This is a genomic window from Nonomuraea rubra, from assembly GCF_014207985.1.
Taxonomy (GTDB): domain Bacteria; phylum Actinomycetota; class Actinomycetes; order Streptosporangiales; family Streptosporangiaceae; genus Nonomuraea; species Nonomuraea rubra.
Genome location: NZ_JACHMI010000001.1, coordinates 2,550,114 through 2,567,362 on the forward strand (window position 1 = coordinate 2,550,114; position 17,249 = coordinate 2,567,362).

The following is a 17,249-nucleotide window of genomic DNA, read 5'->3' on the forward strand; positions in this document are numbered from 1 at the left end:
ACCCCGGATGCCCACGTCAAGACAGCGCAGCCGGCCCCCGCCGTCGTGGCGGGGGCCGGCGGGGCCGTCAGGCGGAGGCGGCGTCCGTCTCCCTGTTGCGCAGGGCGCGGCGGACGCCGTCGGCGCCTTCCAGGATCAGCCGGCGCAGCGCCTGCGGCGGCTGCGCGGTGGACAGGAAGTCGTGCGCCGACCGCACCGTGGTGGGCTCGATGAGCAGCGCGGGGAAGCACCCGACCGCGAACGTCGAGGCCTGGTCGAACGTCCACTCCTGGTAGATCCGCCCCACCTCGGCGAAGTACTTCTCCCGGTACGGCACCAGCAGCTCGGGATGGTGCGGGTCCTGGAAGCCGCCGATCATGGCGCGGGCGACGGCGTTGGCCAGCTCTCCGCCGACGATCTGCGCCCACGCGGCCTGCTTGGCCTCGGCGGTCGGGATCGAGGCCCGGCACATCGCGGCCGAGCGCTCACCCTTCGCCGTAGGGTCCCGCTCCAGCTCGGCCTGGATGCCGTCCTCGGCCAGGCGACCGCCGGAGACGAGCGCCTGCACGAGCGTCCAGCGCAGGTCGGCGTCCACGGCCACCCCTTCGGGCACCGAGGTGCCGTCGAGGACGGCCTGCAGCACGTCCAGGTCCTCCTCGGAGGTGGCCACGGCCGAGAACGCCTGGAGGAACGACAGCTGCTGGTCGGAGCCGGGCTCGGCCGAGCCGAGCAGCGCGCGCAGCTCGGTGGCCAGCAAGGACAGGCCCTCGGCCCGCCAGGCGGGGTCGGCGTACTGCTGCACGGCCAGGCGTGCCTGCCGCAGCACGGTCTGCAGGACGGTGATGTCGCTGACCGTGGCCACTCCGGAGACGACCAGCTTGACGTAGTCGCGGGTGGACATCTCGCCGTCGCGGGTCATGTCCCAGGCCGCCGTCCAGCACAGGGCGCGCGGCAGGGACTCGGTGAACGCGTTGATGCCGCCGTCCACCAGCGTCCGCAGCGAGTCCTCGTCGAGGCGGACCTTGGCGTAGGTGAGGTCGTCGTCGTTGAGCAGCACCAGGTCGGGCTGCTCCTCGCCGATGAGCTGGCTCACGCTCGTACGGGCGCCCACCACGTCCAGCTCCACCCGCCTGGTCCGGGTCAGCTTGCCGTCGGCCAGCGAGTACAGGCCGATCGCGATGCGGTGCGAGCGCAGCGTCGGGTGCTCGACCGGCGCCTCCTGCACCACGTCGAAGCTGGTGAAACGGCCCCCCGAAACCTCGAACTCGGGACGCAGCGTGTTGACCCAGGAGGTCTCCAGCCACTCCTTGGACCAGGAGGACAGGTCGCGGCCCGAGGTCCGTTCCAGGGCGTTGAGCAGGTCCTCGAGCTCGGTGTTGCCCCATGCGTGCTCGGCGAAGTAGTCGCGCACGCCGGCCAGGAAGTTGTCCAGGCCGACGTAGGCCACGAGCTGCTTGAGCACCGAGGCGCCCTTGGCGTACGTGATGCCGTCGAAGTTGACCTCGACCGCCTGCATGTCGGGGATGTCGGCGGCGATGGGGTGGGTGGAGGGGAGCTGGTCCTGGCGGTAGGCCCAGGACTTCTCCACGTTCGCGAACGTGGTCCACGCCCTGTTCCACCGGGTGGCCTCGGCCTGGGCGAGCACGGACATGTAGGTGGCGAACGACTCGTTCAGCCACAGGTCGTCCCACCAGCGCATGGTGACGAGGTCGCCGAACCACATGTGCGCCATCTCGTGCAGGATCGTCTCGGCGCGGCGCTCGACGACGGCGTCGGTGACGCGGGAGCGGAAGACGTAGTCCTCCAGGAACGTCACGCAGCCCGCGTTCTCCATCGCGCCGGCGTTGAACTCGGGCACGAAGAGCTGATCGTACTTGCCGAACGGGTAGCGAACGCCGAACACGCGGTGGAAGAAGTCGAAGCCCTGGCGGGTGACCTCGAGGATGTTGTCGGCGTCGAGGTGCTCGGCCAGAGACGAGCGGCAGTAGATGCCGAGCGGGATGCCGTCGTGCTCGGAGGTCACCTTGTGGTAATGACCTGCTACCAGCGAGGTGATGTAAGTGGAGATGACCGGGGTGGGGGCGAACTCCCACCGCCTGGCCGCCTGGATCGTGCCGTGCTTGCCCGCCTGCTCGGGCAGCTCCTCGACGCCGGTGGCGGCGGAGTTGGAGACGACCTCCCAGCCGGCCGGGGCCAGCACCGTGAGCTGGAAGGTGGCCTTGAGGTCGGGCTGGTCGAAGCAGGCGTACATGCGGTGCGCGTCGGCCGTCTCGAACTGGGTGTACAGGTAGACCTTCTGGTCCACGGGGTCGACGAAGCGGTGCAGCCCCTCGCCGGTGCGCATGTAGGTGCAGTCGGCGTCCACGACCAGCTCGTTGGACGCGGCGAGGGAGGTGATCGGGAAGCGGCCCTTGTCGGCGTCGTAGGCCGACACGTCGAGGTCGGTGCCGTTGAGCGTGACCTTGCGGACGTTCGCGCCGTGGAGGTCGATGAAGGTGGACGCCCCCGGGCTGGCGCTGGTGAAGCGGACCGTGGTGACGCTCTCGAAGCGTTCCTCTCCCTCCGTCAGGTCGAGTGCGACTTCGTACGACTCGACCTTCAACAGCCGGGCGCGCTCACGAGCCTCTTCCCGGGTCAGGTTGCCTGCCAAGTTGCGCTCCTTTTCACCACTTCGTCGGGGTTGTCCGTATCCTGCCATGCCGGGAATAGGACCCGAACCACCTCAGGTTACGGGCAGACATGACTGAGAAGATTCCCGTGGACCTGTGGTTCGACCCCTCCTGTCCGTTCGCGTGGGTGACCTCGCGCTGGCTGCTGGAGGTGGAGAAGGTCCGCCCCATCGAGCCGCGCTGGCGGATGATGTCGCTCTACTTCCTCAACGAGGAGAAGGACGTCCCCGCGGACTACCTCGAACGGGCCGCCAAGGCCATGGGGTCCATCAGGACGGTCGCCGCGGCCGCCGCCAAGCACGGCGAGCAGGTCGTCGGCCCCCTCTACACCGGGCTCGGCACCCGTCTGCACAACCAGGGCATCAAGGACCCCGAGCGCCTGCGCGAGGTCATCGAGGGCGCCCTGGACGACGCGGGCCTCGAGCGGAGCCTGGCCGAGGCCATGCACTCCGAGGAGTACGACGCCGCCATCCGCGCCTCCCACGACGAGGGCATCGGCCTCGTCGGCCAGGAGGTCGGCACCCCGATCATCCGCGTCGGCGAGAACGCCTTCTTCGGGCCCGTGATCACCAAGATCCTCCGGGGCGAGGACGCGGGCAGGCTCTGGGACGGCGTGCTCATGGTCACCCAGTACGACGACTTCTTCGAGCTGAAGCGCACCCGCACCAAGCGCCCGCAGTTCGACTGATACGCCGGAGTAAGAAAGCCGGTGGCGGTGGAAAGGGCTCATCCCGAGTCAGGGTGAGCCCTCGCATGTGGCCTGGCTCACTGTCAGGATGGCCCTATGCGTCAGCTGTACATCGGCGGCTCCTGGACCGCTTCGGCGTCGGACGAGCCCATCGAGGTCGTCAACCCGGCCACTGAGGAGATCATCGACCGGGTGCCCGCGGGCTCTCCCGACGACGTCGAGGCGGCCGCGGCAGCGGCCAGAAAGGCCTTCCCGGAATGGTCGCGGGCGGCCCCCGGCGAGCGCGGCAAGCTCCTCGCCCATGCGGCCGACCTGCTGAAACAGCGCTCCGACGAGATAGCCAGGACGATCGCCACCGACATGGGGGCGCCGCTCGGCTTCGCGCTCAAGGTGCAGACGCTCATGCCCGCGGCCGTCCTGGCCTCCTTCGCCCAGCTCGCCGAGAGCCACCCGCGCGAGTCCCGCGTGGGCAACTCCCTGGTGGTCAAGGAGCCCATCGGCGTCGTCGCCGCGATCACGCCGTGGAACTATCCGCTGCACCAGATCGTGTGCAAGGTCGCGCCCGCGCTCGCCGCCGGGTGCACGGTGGTGCTCAAGCCGAGCGAGGTGGCGCCGCTGGCCGCGTACGCGCTGGCCGGGATCTTCGCCGAGGTGGGCCTGCCGCCGGGCGTGTTCAACCTGGTCAGCGGCCGGGGCCCGGTCGTGGGCGAGGCCATGGCCACCCATCCCGAGGTGGACATGGTCTCCTTCACCGGCTCCACCGCCGCGGGCCGCAGGGTGGCCGCGCTGGCCGCCGAGTCCGTCAAGCGGGTCGCGCTGGAGCTGGGCGGCAAGTCCGCCAACATCATCCTGCCCGACGCCGACCTGGCGCTGGCCGTCAAGGTCGGGGTGGCCAACTGCTTCGTCAACGCGGGCCAGACCTGCTCGGCGTGGAGCCGCATGATCGTCCAGCGCGACCAGTACGACGAGGCCGTGCACCTGGCCGTCCAGGCCGCGCGCGGCTACCGGGTCGGCGACCCCTTCGACGAGTCCACCAAGATCGGCCCTCTGGTCTCCGCGGCGCAGCGCGACCGCGTGATCCGCTACGTCAACCGCGGCCAGGAGGAGGGCGCCAGGCTCGTGGCGGGCGGCACCGAGCGGCCGCACGAGCGCGGCTACTACGTCGAGCCCACGGTGTTCGCGGCCGTGGAGCCGGGGATGACGATCGAGCAGGAGGAGATCTTCGGCCCGGTGCTGTCGCTGATCCCGTACACGACCGAGGAGAACGCGGTCGAGATCGCCAACGACACCAAATACGGCCTGGCCGGCGCCGTCTGGGCGGGCACCGAGGAGCACGCGGTCGGGGTCGCCCGCCGGCTGCGCACGGGGCAGGTGTCGATCAACGGCGGCCGGTTCAACCCGCTGGCGCCGTTCGGCGGTTACAAGCAGTCGGGCGTGGGCCGCGAGCTGGGCGAGCACGGGCTGGAGGAGTACCTCGAGGTCAAGTCGCTGCAGCTGTAGGCGGTCCTTCGGGGGGCGGGCGGCCCCCCGAAGCGGCGCCTAGATGAACAGGCCCCCGGTCGCCAGCACGTTCTGCCCGGTGACCCACCGCCCGTCGGGCCCGGCGAGGAACGCGACCACCGCGGCGAGGTCGTCGGGCCTGCCCAGCCGTTGCAGCGCGGTCATGGCGGGTGTCTGCTCCAGCACCTCGGGCGGGTTGGCGTTGCGCAGCATGTCGGTGTCGGTGGCGCCGGAGGAGACGGTGTTGACGGTGATCCCGCGCGGGCCCAGCTCCCGCGCCGCCACCTTCGTGAACTGCTCCATCGCGCCCTTGGAGCCGCAGTAGAGCGCCAGCGTCGGCGCGGGCACCTGCGTGTTCAGCGACGAGATGTTGACGATGCGCCCGCCGTCGCGCATCACCCGGCCGGCCCACTGCAGGGACAGGAAGACGGCCCTGGTGTTCACCGCGAACGCCCGCTCGTACTCCTCGTCGGTGAGGTCGGTGATGAGCTTCTTCGGCTGGTCGGTGGCGGCGTTGTTGACGAGGATGTCCACCCCGGGCAGCCGGGCCTCCGCCTCGGCGAACAGCCGCTCCAGGTCTTCCCTGCTGCCGAGGTCGGCGCGTACGGCGTGCGCCCCGGTCTCCTTGGCCACCTGCTGGGCGGCCTCGTCCGAGCTCTGGTAACAGAAGACGACTTCCGCGCCGTCGCTGGTCAGTCGCTCCACGACGGCCTTGCCGATGCCCCGGGAGCCTCCGGTAACCACTGCGCCCTTTCCGGAAAGTACGCTCATGCCGTCAATCTATGCCTTGAGCATGATCTCCCGGGCTTCGTTCCGCGGCAGGCGATCGACGTACAGCTTGCCGTCGAGGTGCTCGGTCTCGTGCTGGAAGCACCGGGCCAGCGAGCCGCGGGCCTTGACGCGTACGGGACGCTGAAGCCGGTCCAGGCCCTCGACGGTCACGCCGGCGGCGCGGGCGACCGTGGCGTAGATCGGCTGGCGGGTCCGGCGGTCGGGCACGGACAGGCAGCCCTCCTCGTCGAGCACGTCCTCGGGGTCGTCCACGGTCAGCAGCGGGTTGACCACGTGCCCCTTGCGCCCGGCGATGTCGTAGACGAACAGCCGCCGCGACACGCCGATCTGCGGGCCCGCGAGGCCGACGCCGTTGACGGCGTACATGGCCTGGAACATGTCGTCGATCAGCCGGCGCAGCTCCCGGTCGAAGTCCGTCACGGGCTCTGCGGGCGTGCGCAGGACGGGATCGCCGATGACGCGGATCTCTCGCATGGCTCTCTGCTTTCGCGATGTAAGGACTGGACTGCGATGCAGACCCTTACTCTAGCGGGCGAGCCCGATCGGCGGGGCTGTGGAAGACTGGTCGGGTGCGTGTCTACATCGGTGCCGACCATGCCGGCTATGAGCTCAAGAACCACCTGGTGTCCTGGCTGAAGGACCACGGGCACGAGGTGACCGACTGCGGTCCCTTCGTCTACGACGCCGAGGACGACTATCCGGCGTTCGTCCTGCGGGCGGCCGAGGGCGTCGCGGGCGACCCCGGCAGCCTCGGGGTGGTCATCGGAGGATCGGGCAACGGCGAGCAGATCGCCGCCAACAAGGTGCGCGGCATCCGCGCGGCCCTGGCGTGGAGCGAGGAGACGGCCAGCCTGGCCCGCGAGCACAACAACGCCAACGTCGTCAGCGTCGGCGCCCGCATGCACTCCCTCGACGAGTCCACCCGGTTCGTGGAGGTGTTCCTGGGCACGTCGTTCTCCGGCAGCGAGCGCCACAGCAGGCGCATCGCGCAGCTGACCACGTACGAGACGATCGGCCAGCTGCCCTCGCTGCCGTAGCCACCCCCGGAGGGCCCGCCGGCGTGCGGCCCTCCGGCCCTCAGCCCTTGCGCTTGGAGTCGCGCCTGGGCGTCTCGTCACGCAGGGGCCGCCGGTCGGCGGCCTCCTGCTGCTCCTTCGACGGCCTCGACACGTCGCGGGCGCGCATGGCGACGACCGCCGTGATCTGCAAGCTCTGCAGCGCCATACCGCCGAGCCTACGTCAGAAGGTCAGCCCGGCCCACGGCTTCGGGCTCCACGACATGGCGGTGGCCAGCCTGCGTACGGCACCGGAGGAGTGCTCGCGCAGCAGGCCCGCGCCGAGCTGCTCGCCCAGCGTGCCGTCACCCAGGTACGCCGACCCGAGCGCGGCCACCGGCAGCGTCACGTCCGGCTCCTCGTCCACCGGCTTGCACTCGGCGCCCGTCAGGTCGGCGGTGAGCCGCCAGCGGCGGGCGTTCCACGGGCACACGTCGTCCTCGACCTCGATCACGACGTCCACCGGCGCCGAGTACGCCCGCCCGGTCAGCGCCTTGTCGACCTGGACCACGCGAACCCACAGCTCGTCGAACCACCGCGCGCGCAGCCGGCGCTGGTCGGCCACCAGCGCGATCAGCGGGTCGTCCACCGGCCTGCCGGCCTCGACCGTGGAGACCAGGTCGCGGTCCAGCACGCTGCGCCAGAGCAGCGCGTACGCCGCGGGGTCGGCGGCCTCCAGCTCCTGCAGCTTCAGGGTCCCGTCGGGGATGGCCGTCTCGTCCCAGGACGGCTTGATGCGGAACAGGGCGTAGCCGCGCACGCCGTGGTCGTCCTCGGCCAGGATCGAGCGCAGCGGCCCGTTGCCGCGCTGGTCGTACTCCTCGTCGGCCAGCACCGCCGTCCAGAACTCGGGCTTGCGCTCGTACCGGCCGGGCCGGTGCGGGACGATCGAGGCGAACAGCTTCTCCAGCTCCGGACGCACGTCGGCGGGCCTGGCGACCCTGAGCCGGAGCGAGGGGTCCTGCGGCGCGCCGGGGACGAACGCCGAGTGGCGGGTGTCGACCTTGAGCGCCAGCTCCGCGGCCGCCCTGCCGTAGCCGTACCGGCCGTAGATGAGCGACTCGGAGGCGTAGAGCGCGGCCACGGACTCGCCGCGCTCGCGGATGTCGGCGAGCTGCCTGCGCATCAGCGACGACAGCACGCCGCGGCGGCGGTGCGAGGCCAGCACGCTGACGGCGGTCACGCCCGCGACGGGCAGCCGCCCGCCGGGCACCGTCATCGGGAGGCTGAAGATGCCGGTGACTCCCACGATCTGCTCGCCGTCGAAGGCGGCGAGGGTCCGGCCGAACTCGGTCTGCGCCTTGAACCGCTCGGCCTGCTTGGGGTGGGGCATCCAGCCGAACGCCTCTTCGTTCACCCTGGAGAACGCCGGCCACTCGGCCTCGTCAATCGGGCGGATGGGATACGTCATCCGTCCACGGTATGAGCGGGCAAAGGGGGACGGCCACCCAATATACCGCCTTAATGATCAAGGCGTTGGTCAAGTGGGCTGCCCAAACACGGGTCAGACCGATACAGTCAGGCGCATCATGAGTTCCCGACCGGCGCCGCTGATCCCGCCACGGGTCCGTGCGGCCCTGGTGCGGGTGCCTGGTCTGGTGCCTGTCGTGCGGTTCGTCCGGCGGATGCTGGCCCGCGACCGCAACCTGCTCGGCACGCTGGTCGTGGTGGCGCTCGTCATCGGGTTCCTCGCGGCCGAGGTCTCCAACGAGTGGTTCTCGCCGTCCCTGCTCATCCTGGTCACCCTCGTCGGCGGGCTCCAGCTCCGGCTGGCCAGCCTGGTCAAGCTGCTGGTGGGGGTCGGGGTCGCGCTGGCGTACGTCGCCGCCAACCTCGGCGCGGGCCGGGTGGGGCTGGGGCTGACCGTGACCATCGTGTTCACCGCCGTGCTCGCCGTGCTCATGGCGCGTACCAGGGGCAAGCTGGGCGTGCAGGGCCTGCGCGGCGACGCCATGCTGCTGGAGCTGCGCGACCGGCTCAGGAGCCAGGGCGAGCTGCCGCCGCTGCCCAAGGACTGGGGCGGCAAGGTGGTGCTCAAGCAGGCGGGCGGGTCGTCGTTCGGCGGCGACTTCCTGGTGTCCATGCGCGACGGCGACTCCGTCGAGATCGCCCTGGTCGACGTGTCGGGCAAGGGCGTCGACGCGGGCACCAGGGCGCTGCTGCTGTCGGGCACGTTCGGCGGGTTGCTGGGCTCGGTCGACGACTTCCTGCCCGCGTGCAACGCCTACCTGCACAGGCAGCGGGGCGACGAGGGGTTCGTCACCGCGGTGCACGTGCGCCTCGACCTGGCCACGGGCGACTACACGATCACCTCGGCCGGGCATCCGCCGGTGGTCAAGTTCGACGCGGGCACCGGCAACTGGCAGGTGGCCTCGGCCAAGGGCGTGGTCCTCGGCGTGGTGCCCGACCTGCACTGCGAGCCCGACAGCGGCACCCTGCGCAAGGGCGACGCGCTGCTGCTGTTCACCGACGGGCTGATCGAGCAGCCGGGGCGCGACATCGACGCCGGCCTCGACCGGCTGCTCGGCGAGGCGGAGCGGCTGCTGCCCTCCGGCTTCCGCGACGGCGCCAGGGCGCTGGTCAACGCCATGGCCTCCGGGCACAACGACGACTGCGCGCTGGTGCTCATCTGGCGCCCGTGACAGCCCCGTGAACGAGCCCGCGAACCCGTGACGTTTCACACGGGCCGGTCGTGATGGCGGTCACTGGCAGCGGCCCTGCACGGCTGAGATCCTCTAGGTGTTCGGGCCCCGGCGGAGCGGCGCGGCTCCTCCGGGTCCCGTCACCAGTACCGGCCCCCTCAAACCCGGCCCACCAGAGCCGGATACCTCACAACCAGCCGCTGTCGCTGGCGATGCGTACGGCGTCCAGCCGGTTGCGCGCGCCCGTCTTGCACATGATGCGCGACAGATGGTTGCGCACCGTGCCCACCGACAGGAACAGCTCGTCGGCGATCTCCGTCGAGCGCGCCCCGCCCGCCGCGATCCGCAACACGTCCAGCTCCCGCCTGGTCAGCGGGTTGGACGCGCACTGCAGCGCGGCCACGGCCAGCTCCGCCTCGATGGCCTGCCGCCCCGCCGCGACCTGGCGCACCCCCTCGGCCAGCCGCTCGGGCGGCACGCACAGGCTCATGAACCCCAGCGCGGGCCCGGCCAGCGCCTCGCGTACCTGGCCGGGGTTGGGCGCGGCCGACAGGATCAGCAACCCGCACCGGGGCACGTGCTCGGCCAGGTCGCCGGTCACGGCCGGCCCGGGCAGGTCGAGATCGACCACGGCCACGTCGGCCTCGGACGACAACGCGGCTCGCACCACCTCCTCCGCGCGTACGGCCTCGGCGACCACCCGCAGGTCGGGCTCGGCTCCGAGGGTGGCGTGCAGGCCACGGCGCACCAACGGCAGATGCTCGGCTATCAGTATGCGGATCAAGACGTCCCCCTCCGTCGTCTCCCAGAGTGATCGTGTGATCGCGGGCTGTCAATGCCAAGGAAAAGCGGTAAGCCATCAGCCGTGGGGAGTTCGACTACTCTGGGGCTGTCGGTCCTTTCGTCTGTCCTTGTCGTCTGCCGGGGAGCACGCCTAGATGAACTGGCTCTACGTCGTGGGGATCATCCTCTTCCTCCTCGGCCTGATGGTCTCCATCGCGCTGCACGAGCTCGGCCACCTCGTGCCGGCCAAGATCTTCGGCGTCAAGGTGACCCAGTACATGGTGGGCTTCGGCTCCACGGCGTGGTCGCGGCGCAAGGGCGAGACCGAGTACGGCATCAAGTGGATCCCGTTCGGCGGCTACATCCGCATGATCGGCATGCTGCCGCCCCGCCCCGGTGACGCGCCGGGCACGGTCAGGAGCACGGCGACCGGCCCGTGGCAGGGCCTGATCGAGTCGGCCCGCGACGCCGCCCAGGAAGAGGTGCGGCCGGGCGACGAGGACCGCGTCTTCTACCGCAAGAAGTGGTGGCAGAAGGTCATCATCATGTCCGGCGGCCCGGCGATGAACTTCGTGCTCGCCTTCATCTTCTTCACCATCCTGCTGGTCGGCATCGGCCTGCCGACCTGGGCGCCGATCGTCTCGCCCGACACCAACACGTGCGTGATCCCGATCTCCGAGCAGCGCGCCCAGTGCAAGCCGACCGACAAGCCGACCCCGGCCGCGCAGGCGGGCATGAAGCCCGGCGACCAGATGGTCAGCTTCAACGGCAAGCAGATCGGCTCCTGGGAGGACGCCACCCGGCTGATCCGCTCCCACGGCGCAGGCCCGGTGCAGCTCGGCATCGTCCGTGACGGCAAGCCGATGACGCTCTCGGTCACGCTCATCGCCCAGGACCGGCCCAACCTCGACGACCCCGAGAAGATCGACAAGAACGTCGGCTTCCTCGGCGTGCTGCCCACCGAGGTCATGGAGCAGCAGAGCATCGGCCAGGTCATCGGCTACATGGGCGAGCTGACGGGCCGGGTGGCGAGCTCGCTGCTCAACCTGCCGGAGAAGATGGTCGGCGTCTGGCACGCCGCCTTCTCCGGCGAGGAACGCGACCCCGAGGGGCCGGTCGGCGTGGTCGGCGCGGGTCGCATGGGCGGCGAGATCCTGGCCTCCGACCTGTCCACCGAGAAGAAGATCGCCATCTTCGTCAACCTGCTGGCCGGCTTCAACCTGGCGATCGGCATGTTCAACCTCATCCCGCTGCTGCCGCTCGACGGCGGGCACATCGCCGGCGGCCTGTGGGAGGGCGTCAAGCGGGCCTTCGCCAGGGTGATGCGGCGACCGGAGCCGAAGTACGTGGACATCGCGAAGGTGCTGCCGCTGACGTACGCCATCGCGATCGTGATGATGATCATGGCGGGCCTGCTCGTCTACGCCGACCTCGTCAACCCGCTCACGCTCACGAACTGAGCGGGCACCTCACGCCTGCTCCAGCGTGACGGTGACGTCGAGCCCGCCGCCCGGAAGGGGGCGGGCGTCGATCGTGCCGTGGTGGGCCTCGACGATGGCGGCCACGATCGACAGGCCGAGCCCCAGGCCGTCCCCGCTCGCCTTCTTGCCGCTCTCCAGGCGCTGGAACGGCTGCATGAGCAGGTGGACCTGGCCGGGCGCGATCACCGGGCCGCTGTTGGCGATCCTGAGCACGGAGCGGCCCGCGCGCGTGGCGGTCTCCACCTCGACCCGGCCGCCGGGCACGTTGTAGCGCACGGCGTTGTCCAGCAGGTTCGTGACCAGGCGCTCGATCAGGGCGGGGTCGCCGGACGCGGGCGCGGGGGAGAGACCGGAGGCGAGGCTGATCCCCGGATGCTCGTCGAGGGCCCGTGCGGCGATCACGGCCAGGTCGAGGGGTTCGCGCCGGGCCAGGCCCTGCTGGCTGCGGGCCAGCACGAGCAGGGCCTCGATGAGGCGTTCCTGGTGCTGGCCGGACGCGACCACGCGCTCCAGCACGCCGCGCAGCGCCGCCGCGTCGGCTTCCGGATCGGCCAGCGCGACCTCGGCCATGGCGCGTTGCAGGGTCAGGGGCGTACGCAGCTCGTGCGAGGCGTTGGCGACGAAGCGCCGCTGCGCGGTGAAGGCGGCCTCCAGCCGGTCCAGCAGTTCGTCGAACGTGTCCGCCAGCCCCTTCAGCTCGTCGTCGGGCCCCGACGCGGCCAGCCGCCGGTCCAGCCGGTCGGCCGTGATGCGTCGTACGGTGGCCGTCATCTCGCCCAGCGGCCGCAGCACGCGCCCCGCCATCAGCCAGCCCAGCACCATCGCCGCGCCCGCCATGACGGCCAGCGCGATCAGTGAGTTGACCAGCAGCCTGTTCAGGGTCTCCGCCTGGGCGGCCGGCGGCGCGGGGGCGGGCACGGCGAGCCCGCCGAACGGCGCGGGCGCGGGCGGTGGCGCGGGGAAGGGCGAGTACCTGACCAGCAGGTAGATGAGCGCGACCAGCACCACCCCGGCCGTCAGGAACAGGCCGCCGTAGAGCGCGGTCAGCCGCAACCGTACGGTCCGCCTCATATCCGGTACCCGGCCTGCGGAACCGTCTCGATCAGCGGCGGATCGCCGAGCTTGCGGCGTAACCGGCTGATCGTCACCTTCACGGTGTGCGTGAACGGGTCGGCGAACTCGTCCCAGCCGCGCTCCAGCAACTGCTCGGCCGAGACCACCGCGCCCTGGGCGGCCAGCAGCAGCTCCAGCACGGCGAACTCCTTGGGGCTCAGCGGCAGCCGGCGCCCGTCGCGGGTGGCGACCCGGGTGGCCGGGTCCAGCCGCAGGCCGCCGTGGACCAGCACCGTGGGCAGGGCCTGCTGCGACCGCCTGGCCAGAGCCCGGACCCGCGCGACCAGCTCGGCGAAGGCGAACGGCTTGGGCAGGTAGTCGTCGGCGCCGATGCCGAGCCCGGTCACCCGGTCGTCGATCGTCCCGGCGGCGGTCAGCATCAGCATCCGCGCCGGGTTCCCGGAGGCGGCCAGCGCCCGGCACACCTCGTCGCCGTGCAGCCCGGGCAGGTCCCGGTCGAGCACGACCACGTCGTAGTGATGGACCTGGGCGCGTTCGAGCGCGTCCGCCCCGTCCAGCACCACGTCCACGGCCATGCCCTCGCGGCGCAGGCCCGCGGCGACCGTCAGGGCCAGCTCCTCGTGGTCCTCGACCACCAACACCCTCATGATCCCCAGGATGCCCGCCACCGGGGTTACAGCGGGGTAACCGTTGCTGTCACCGCCGTGTAACCGCTGACCGGCTTGCCTGGGAGCACCCGAAACGAACGGAGGCATGATGATCAGAAAGATGGTCCTGGCAGGCGTCGTCCTCGCCGCCGGGCTGAGCTGGATCCCCAGCGCCGACGCGGCGCCCGCCGGCGACGGCGGCAAGGCGTTCACGGCCTGCATGCGCTCGCACGGGCTGCCCGGCTTCCCCGAGGTCACGTTCTCCTCGGAGGGGCTGATCAACCTGCGGATCGAGGGCGAGCGCGTGGACGTCCTGTCCGAGAAGTACGGGGCGGCGCTGCGGGCGTGCGAATCCCTGCTGCCCGCCCACTCCCGGCTGCCGGTCCCGCCGTCCGCCCCGTCAGCCGTGCGGCCGGATGCCCTGCCGGACCTGCTGCCGGATGCCCTGCCGGACCTGCTGCCGGACGCGCCGCCCGCCCCGACGCTGCCGTTCTAGCCGCCCCGCCCGTGCCTCTTTACCGGCCCCATACATTCGCCTACCTAAAGTGCTAGGACACTAGATAAATGAAGAAACGCTGCTCAGGAGGACCAAGCGTGACTTCGGTCTTAGAAGCACAAGGGCTCGGCAAGAGGTACGGCAGGCGCTGGGCGCTGCGCGACTGCACCATCGACATCCCTCAGGGCCACGTCGTCGGCCTGGTGGGCCCCAACGGCGCCGGCAAGACCACGCTGCTGAAGCTGGCCACCGGCGTTCTGGAGCCCACGACGGGCGGCATCGGCGTGCTGGGCGGCCGCCCGGCCGCCGGCCCCGCGCAGCTGGCCAGGGTCGGCTTCGTGGCCCAGGACACCCCCGTCTACAGCGCCCTGACCGTCGCCGACCACCTGCGCATCGGCGCCCGGCTCAACCCCGGCTGGGACGCCACGCTGGCGCGGGAGCGGATCGTGCGGCTCGGCCTCGACCCCGCACACCGCGCGGGCAGGCTGTCCGGCGGCCAGCGCGCCCAGCTCGCCCTCACCCTCGGCCTGGCCAAGCGGCCCGACCTGCTGATCCTGGACGAGCCGGTCGCCTCGCTCGACCCGCTGGCCCGCCGCGACTTCCTCCAGGGCCTCATGGAGGCCACCGCCGAGCACCGGTTCAGCGTGGTGCTCTCCTCCCACCTGGTCTCCGACCTGGAACGCACCTGCGACTACCTGATCGTGCTCGTCGACTCGCGCGTCCAGGTCGCGGGCAGGACCGAGGAGTTGCTGGCCGCCCACCACCGGCTCACCGGCCCGCGCCGCACCGATGGCACCCCGCCCACCGCCGGGCGCGTCGTCTCGGCCCGGCACACCGACCGGCAGAGCACGTTCGTCGTGGCCGGCGACGCCCCGGCCATGGACCCCGCCTGGACGGTCAGCGGGCTCGGTATGGAAGACCTCGTCCTGGCCTACATGGACCACTCCACCGCCGCCGACCTGGAGGCCCTGCGATGATCTGGCTGACCTGGCGGCAGTTCCGCGGCGCGGCCACGATGACGGCCGCCCTGCTCGCGCTGCTGGCCGCCGTCCTGCTCCTGACCGGCTCGGGGCTGGCCGCCGACTACACCGCCGGGATCGCCTCCTGCACGCGGGGCGACGACTGCGGGAGCTTCTACAACCGGTTCTTCGAGGCCTACCAGCTCCCGTTCCTGGCGAGCACCCTCGTCGTACTGATCCTGCCCGCCCTGGTCGGGCTCTTCTGGGGAGCGCCGCTGATCACCCGCGAGCTGGAGGCGGGCACGCACCTGCTGGTGTGGAACCAGAGCATCACCAGGACCCGATGGCTGATGATCAAGCTCGGGTTCACCGGCCTGGTCGCCACGGCCGCCGCCGGCGTCAGCGGCCTGGCGGTGACCTGGTGGTCGGGGCCGCTGGACCAGTCCGCCCCCGAGGGGTTCGCGCTGATGGACCCGCTGGTGTTCAGCGCGCGCGGGATCGCCCCTCTCGGGTACGCGGCCTTCGCCTTCGCCCTCGGCGTGACCGTGGGCATGCTGGTACGCCGCACCCTGCCCGCCATGGCCCTCACCCTGGCCGTCTTCGCCGCCGTCCAGATCGCCATGCCCCTGCTGGTCAGGCCCCACCTGATCCCGCCGGTCACGGCCACCTTCGAGCTCAGCCGGGAGAACATCGACGGGCTCGGCATCAGCCGCGAGGGCGTCTTCTCGGCGAACCTCACGGCGGCGATCCCCGGGCACACCGGCTCCTGGGTCCTGTCCAGCGACCTCGTCGACCCGTCAGGACGCAAGATCGCCGCCAGCGGCGAGATGGGCGTCATCCCGGTCTCCACCACGTCGGGGCCCTGCGCGCTGTCGGGAGCCGGGCCCCAGGCCGGCAACGCGTGCATGGTCGAGATCAACCGGCTCGGCTACCGCCAGCAGGCGACCTACCAGCCGCTCGAACGGTTCTGGCCGCTGCAGTGGATCGAGACCGGCATCTACGCCCTGCTCACCCTCGGCCTCACCTGGCTGTCCTTCTGGTGGATCAGGAGGCGCCTGTCATGACCGTCATCAGGACGGTGACGGCCGGGCTCGCCCTCCTCCTGGCGGCGGCCTGCACGGCCCCGTCACCGCCGCGCAGCCAGGCGGTCACCGCCGCCGGCACGGTCTGCGCGAGCCCCCAGGGCCCGCCCGGCCCGGAGAAGCCCACCACGATCGACGTCATCGAGCAGGCCTACTTCTGCATACTCACCCACTACTACGCCGCCACCACGCTCGACGCCCGCTCCCTGCTCACCGCCGGATTCGTCGCCCTGACCCAGGAGCTCAACCGCAGCGGCCGCGACGTGCCCGACGCCACCATGCCCGCGCTGAGCGGCGACAGGAAGACCGACTGGACCGCCTTCGAGGCCGTCTACAGGAAGACCACCGACCAGGTCCCCGACCTGCGTGACAAGCTCGCCGTCGCCACCCTCGAAGCCCTCGTGGGCGCACTCGGCGACAACCACGCCCGCTGGGCGCACGGCGCCGCGAGGCACCCCGACCACTACGACGGCGACGGCTACGGCCTGGGCCTCCATGCCAGCGTCAACGGCCCCCAGGTGGACGGCAACCCGGGCGCCGCCGTCCCGCCCCTGTTCGTCACCACCGTGCAGGGCGGCGCGGCACAGGCGGCCGGGGTTCGTCCCGGCGACGTCATCGAGTCGATCAACGGCTCGGCGCCCTTCATCGACGGCAGGGCCACCTCCGCGATCGCCGCGCTCTACCCCGACTACCCGGAAGCGCGCCCGGTCCGGCTCCGGCTGCTGCGCGAGAGCACCGGCCGCCGCTGGACCGTGACGCTCGAACCGGGCCTCTACCAGCGGGACCTCGCCACCCTCCAGGTGGTGCGGTCGAAGCTGCTGGACGACGGCGTCGCCTACGTACGCCTGTCCGGGTTCGCCCCCGACTCGGCGAAACGGGCGCTCAACGCGATCGCCAGGATGCGCCAGGGCAGGACGCTCACCGGCGTCGTGCTGGACCTGCGCGGCAACGGCGGCGGCATCCCCGCCGAGGCGGTGCGGCTGGTGAGCGCGTTCGTCCACGGCAAGGTCACCGGATACCAGTGCGCCGTGGACGGCACGTGCGAGGCCTTCCGCACCGACGACACCGTCGAGCTGGTGGGGCTGCCGCTGGCGGTGCTGATCGACCGCAGCTGCGCCTCGGCGTGCGAGCACGTCAGCTCGGCGGTGAAGGATCTGCGGATCGGGCAGCTCGTCGGCACCAGGACGGCCGGCGTCATCTCGGGCCCCGCGCAGTCGTACCTGCTGGCGGACAACACCACGCTGAGCTTCCCCGCCAAGCACCACCTCGGCCCGGACCGCGAGGTGGTCGACCGGATCGGCGTGCCGCCCGACCACCACGTGATCCCGTCCCCGCGTGACGCGGCGGCGGGGCGCGATCCCGTCCTGGCCAAGGCCCTGACCCTGCTGCACGAGTGAGGGAA

The 17,249-nt window shown here is 71.4% G+C and carries 17 protein-coding genes; 9 read left to right on the forward strand and 8 right to left on the reverse strand.

The annotated features are described in order from the left end of the window. Positions 1-67 precede the first annotated feature (67 nt). The gene (pepN, locus tag HD593_RS11580) at positions 68-2,629 is read right to left on the reverse strand and encodes an aminopeptidase N (protein WP_185102171.1); all 2,562 of its coding nucleotides are present in this window, start codon (positions 2,627-2,629) and stop codon (positions 68-70) included. An 89-nt stretch (positions 2,630-2,718) separates the two neighbouring features. Here pepN and HD593_RS11585 point away from each other — a divergent pair, with 89 nt between their 5' ends. Both HD593_RS11585 and HD593_RS11590 read left to right on the forward strand, forming a co-directional pair. After that, positions 2,719-3,336, forward strand: coding sequence for a mycothiol-dependent nitroreductase Rv2466c family protein (locus HD593_RS11585; protein WP_185102172.1), 618 nt, complete (start codon positions 2,719-2,721; stop codon positions 3,334-3,336). 96 nt (positions 3,337-3,432) lie between these two features. Further along, complete coding sequence (locus HD593_RS11590) at positions 3,433-4,836, forward strand: aldehyde dehydrogenase family protein (protein WP_185102173.1); 1,404 nt, start codon at positions 3,433-3,435, stop codon at positions 4,834-4,836. A 39-nt stretch (positions 4,837-4,875) separates the two neighbouring features. Here the strand turns inward: HD593_RS11590 and HD593_RS11595 are convergent, their stop codons facing one another. Both HD593_RS11595 and def read right to left on the reverse strand, forming a co-directional pair. Continuing rightward, positions 4,876-5,607, reverse strand: coding sequence for an SDR family NAD(P)-dependent oxidoreductase (locus HD593_RS11595; protein ID WP_185102174.1), 732 nt, complete (start codon positions 5,605-5,607; stop codon positions 4,876-4,878). Positions 5,608-5,616: 9 nt separating this feature from the next. Next, positions 5,617-6,102, reverse strand: a complete 486-nt coding sequence (gene def, locus HD593_RS11600) for a peptide deformylase (protein WP_185102175.1) — start codon at positions 6,100-6,102, stop codon at positions 5,617-5,619. A 95-nt stretch (positions 6,103-6,197) separates the two neighbouring features. On the opposite strand from def, the gene HD593_RS11605 reads away from it, so the two are divergent. After that, positions 6,198-6,665: a ribose-5-phosphate isomerase gene (locus HD593_RS11605; RefSeq protein ID WP_185102176.1), complete on the forward strand. Its 468-nt coding sequence runs from the start codon at positions 6,198-6,200 to the stop codon at positions 6,663-6,665. 40 nt (positions 6,666-6,705) lie between these two features. Here the strand turns inward: HD593_RS11605 and HD593_RS11610 are convergent, their stop codons facing one another. After that, positions 6,706-6,852 carry a hypothetical protein gene (locus tag HD593_RS11610; RefSeq protein WP_185102177.1) on the reverse strand — a complete coding sequence of 49 codons (147 nt, stop codon included), beginning with the start codon at positions 6,850-6,852 and terminating at the stop codon, positions 6,706-6,708. Positions 6,853-6,867: 15 nt separating this feature from the next. Beyond that, positions 6,868-8,094: a GNAT family N-acetyltransferase gene (locus HD593_RS11615; protein ID WP_185102178.1), complete on the reverse strand. Its 1,227-nt coding sequence runs from the start codon at positions 8,092-8,094 to the stop codon at positions 6,868-6,870. A gap of 118 nt (positions 8,095-8,212) precedes the next feature. Between HD593_RS11615 and HD593_RS11620 the strand changes: the two genes are divergently transcribed. Next, positions 8,213-9,325: a PP2C family protein-serine/threonine phosphatase gene (locus tag HD593_RS11620; protein WP_185102179.1), complete on the forward strand. Its 1,113-nt coding sequence runs from the start codon at positions 8,213-8,215 to the stop codon at positions 9,323-9,325. A gap of 187 nt (positions 9,326-9,512) precedes the next feature. Here HD593_RS11620 and HD593_RS11625 read toward each other — a convergent pair whose 3' ends face one another. Continuing rightward, positions 9,513-10,109, reverse strand: a complete 597-nt coding sequence (locus HD593_RS11625) for a response regulator transcription factor (protein WP_185102180.1) — start codon at positions 10,107-10,109, stop codon at positions 9,513-9,515. Positions 10,110-10,263: 154 nt separating this feature from the next. Between HD593_RS11625 and HD593_RS11630 the strand changes: the two genes are divergently transcribed. Continuing rightward, complete coding sequence (locus tag HD593_RS11630; protein ID WP_185102181.1) at positions 10,264-11,568, forward strand: M50 family metallopeptidase; 1,305 nt, start codon at positions 10,264-10,266, stop codon at positions 11,566-11,568. 9 nt (positions 11,569-11,577) lie between these two features. On the opposite strand, the gene HD593_RS11635 is transcribed toward HD593_RS11630, so the two are convergent. Together HD593_RS11635 and HD593_RS11640 are read right to left on the reverse strand one after the other, a co-directional pair. Then, positions 11,578-12,660 (reverse strand): sensor histidine kinase, encoded by a 1,083-nt coding sequence (locus tag HD593_RS11635; protein WP_185102182.1) that lies wholly within the window; start codon positions 12,658-12,660, stop codon positions 11,578-11,580. Then, a complete protein-coding gene (locus tag HD593_RS11640) occupies positions 12,657-13,310 on the reverse strand; it encodes a response regulator transcription factor (protein WP_185102183.1) in 654 nt (217 codons plus the stop codon). The genes HD593_RS11635 and HD593_RS11640 overlap by 4 nt, the downstream gene beginning before the upstream one ends. Before the next feature lie 106 nt (positions 13,311-13,416). Between HD593_RS11640 and HD593_RS11645 the strand changes: the two genes are divergently transcribed. The 4 genes from HD593_RS11645 to HD593_RS11660 all read left to right on the forward strand — a co-directional run bounded on the left by HD593_RS11645 (position 13,417) and on the right by HD593_RS11660 (position 17,244). Then, entirely contained in the window at positions 13,417-13,806 is a 390-nt protein-coding gene (locus HD593_RS11645; protein WP_185102184.1) for a hypothetical protein, read from the forward strand. A 98-nt stretch (positions 13,807-13,904) separates the two neighbouring features. Next, positions 13,905-14,783 (forward strand): ABC transporter ATP-binding protein, encoded by an 879-nt coding sequence (locus HD593_RS11650; RefSeq protein ID WP_185102185.1) that lies wholly within the window; start codon positions 13,905-13,907, stop codon positions 14,781-14,783. Then, positions 14,780-15,829, forward strand: a complete 1,050-nt coding sequence (locus HD593_RS11655) for an ABC transporter permease (protein WP_185102186.1) — start codon at positions 14,780-14,782, stop codon at positions 15,827-15,829. The genes HD593_RS11650 and HD593_RS11655 overlap by 4 nt, the downstream gene beginning before the upstream one ends. Next, positions 15,826-17,244, forward strand: a complete 1,419-nt coding sequence (locus HD593_RS11660) for a S41 family peptidase (RefSeq protein ID WP_185102187.1) — start codon at positions 15,826-15,828, stop codon at positions 17,242-17,244. The genes HD593_RS11655 and HD593_RS11660 overlap by 4 nt, the downstream gene beginning before the upstream one ends. Positions 17,245-17,249 lie beyond the last annotated feature (5 nt).

What these genes read in the sequence shown, in the direction of transcription:
- HD593_RS11620 (WP_185102179.1), top strand. Translation starts at nt 8,213, where the DNA reads ATGAGTTCCCGACCGGCGCCGCTGATCCCGCCACGGGTCCGTGCGGCC.
- HD593_RS11645 (WP_185102184.1), top strand. Translation starts at nt 13,417, where the DNA reads ATGATGATCAGAAAGATGGTCCTGGCAGGCGTCGTCCTCGCCGCCGGG.
- def (WP_185102175.1), bottom strand. Translation starts at nt 6,102, where the DNA reads ATGCGAGAGATCCGCGTCATCGGCGATCCCGTCCTGCGCACGCCCGCA.
- HD593_RS11630 (WP_185102181.1), top strand. Translation starts at nt 10,264, where the DNA reads ATGAACTGGCTCTACGTCGTGGGGATCATCCTCTTCCTCCTCGGCCTG.
- HD593_RS11635 (WP_185102182.1), bottom strand. Translation starts at nt 12,660, where the DNA reads ATGAGGCGGACCGTACGGTTGCGGCTGACCGCGCTCTACGGCGGCCTG.
- HD593_RS11660 (WP_185102187.1), top strand. Translation starts at nt 15,826, where the DNA reads ATGACCGTCATCAGGACGGTGACGGCCGGGCTCGCCCTCCTCCTGGCG.
- HD593_RS11615 (WP_185102178.1), bottom strand. Translation starts at nt 8,094, where the DNA reads ATGACGTATCCCATCCGCCCGATTGACGAGGCCGAGTGGCCGGCGTTC.
- HD593_RS11585 (WP_185102172.1), top strand. Translation starts at nt 2,719, where the DNA reads ATGACTGAGAAGATTCCCGTGGACCTGTGGTTCGACCCCTCCTGTCCG.
- HD593_RS11595 (WP_185102174.1), bottom strand. Translation starts at nt 5,607, where the DNA reads ATGAGCGTACTTTCCGGAAAGGGCGCAGTGGTTACCGGAGGCTCCCGG.
- HD593_RS11610 (WP_185102177.1), bottom strand. Translation starts at nt 6,852, where the DNA reads ATGGCGCTGCAGAGCTTGCAGATCACGGCGGTCGTCGCCATGCGCGCC.
- HD593_RS11590 (WP_185102173.1), top strand. Translation starts at nt 3,433, where the DNA reads ATGCGTCAGCTGTACATCGGCGGCTCCTGGACCGCTTCGGCGTCGGAC.
- HD593_RS11655 (WP_185102186.1), top strand. Translation starts at nt 14,780, where the DNA reads ATGATCTGGCTGACCTGGCGGCAGTTCCGCGGCGCGGCCACGATGACG.
- HD593_RS11640 (WP_185102183.1), bottom strand. Translation starts at nt 13,310, where the DNA reads ATGAGGGTGTTGGTGGTCGAGGACCACGAGGAGCTGGCCCTGACGGTC.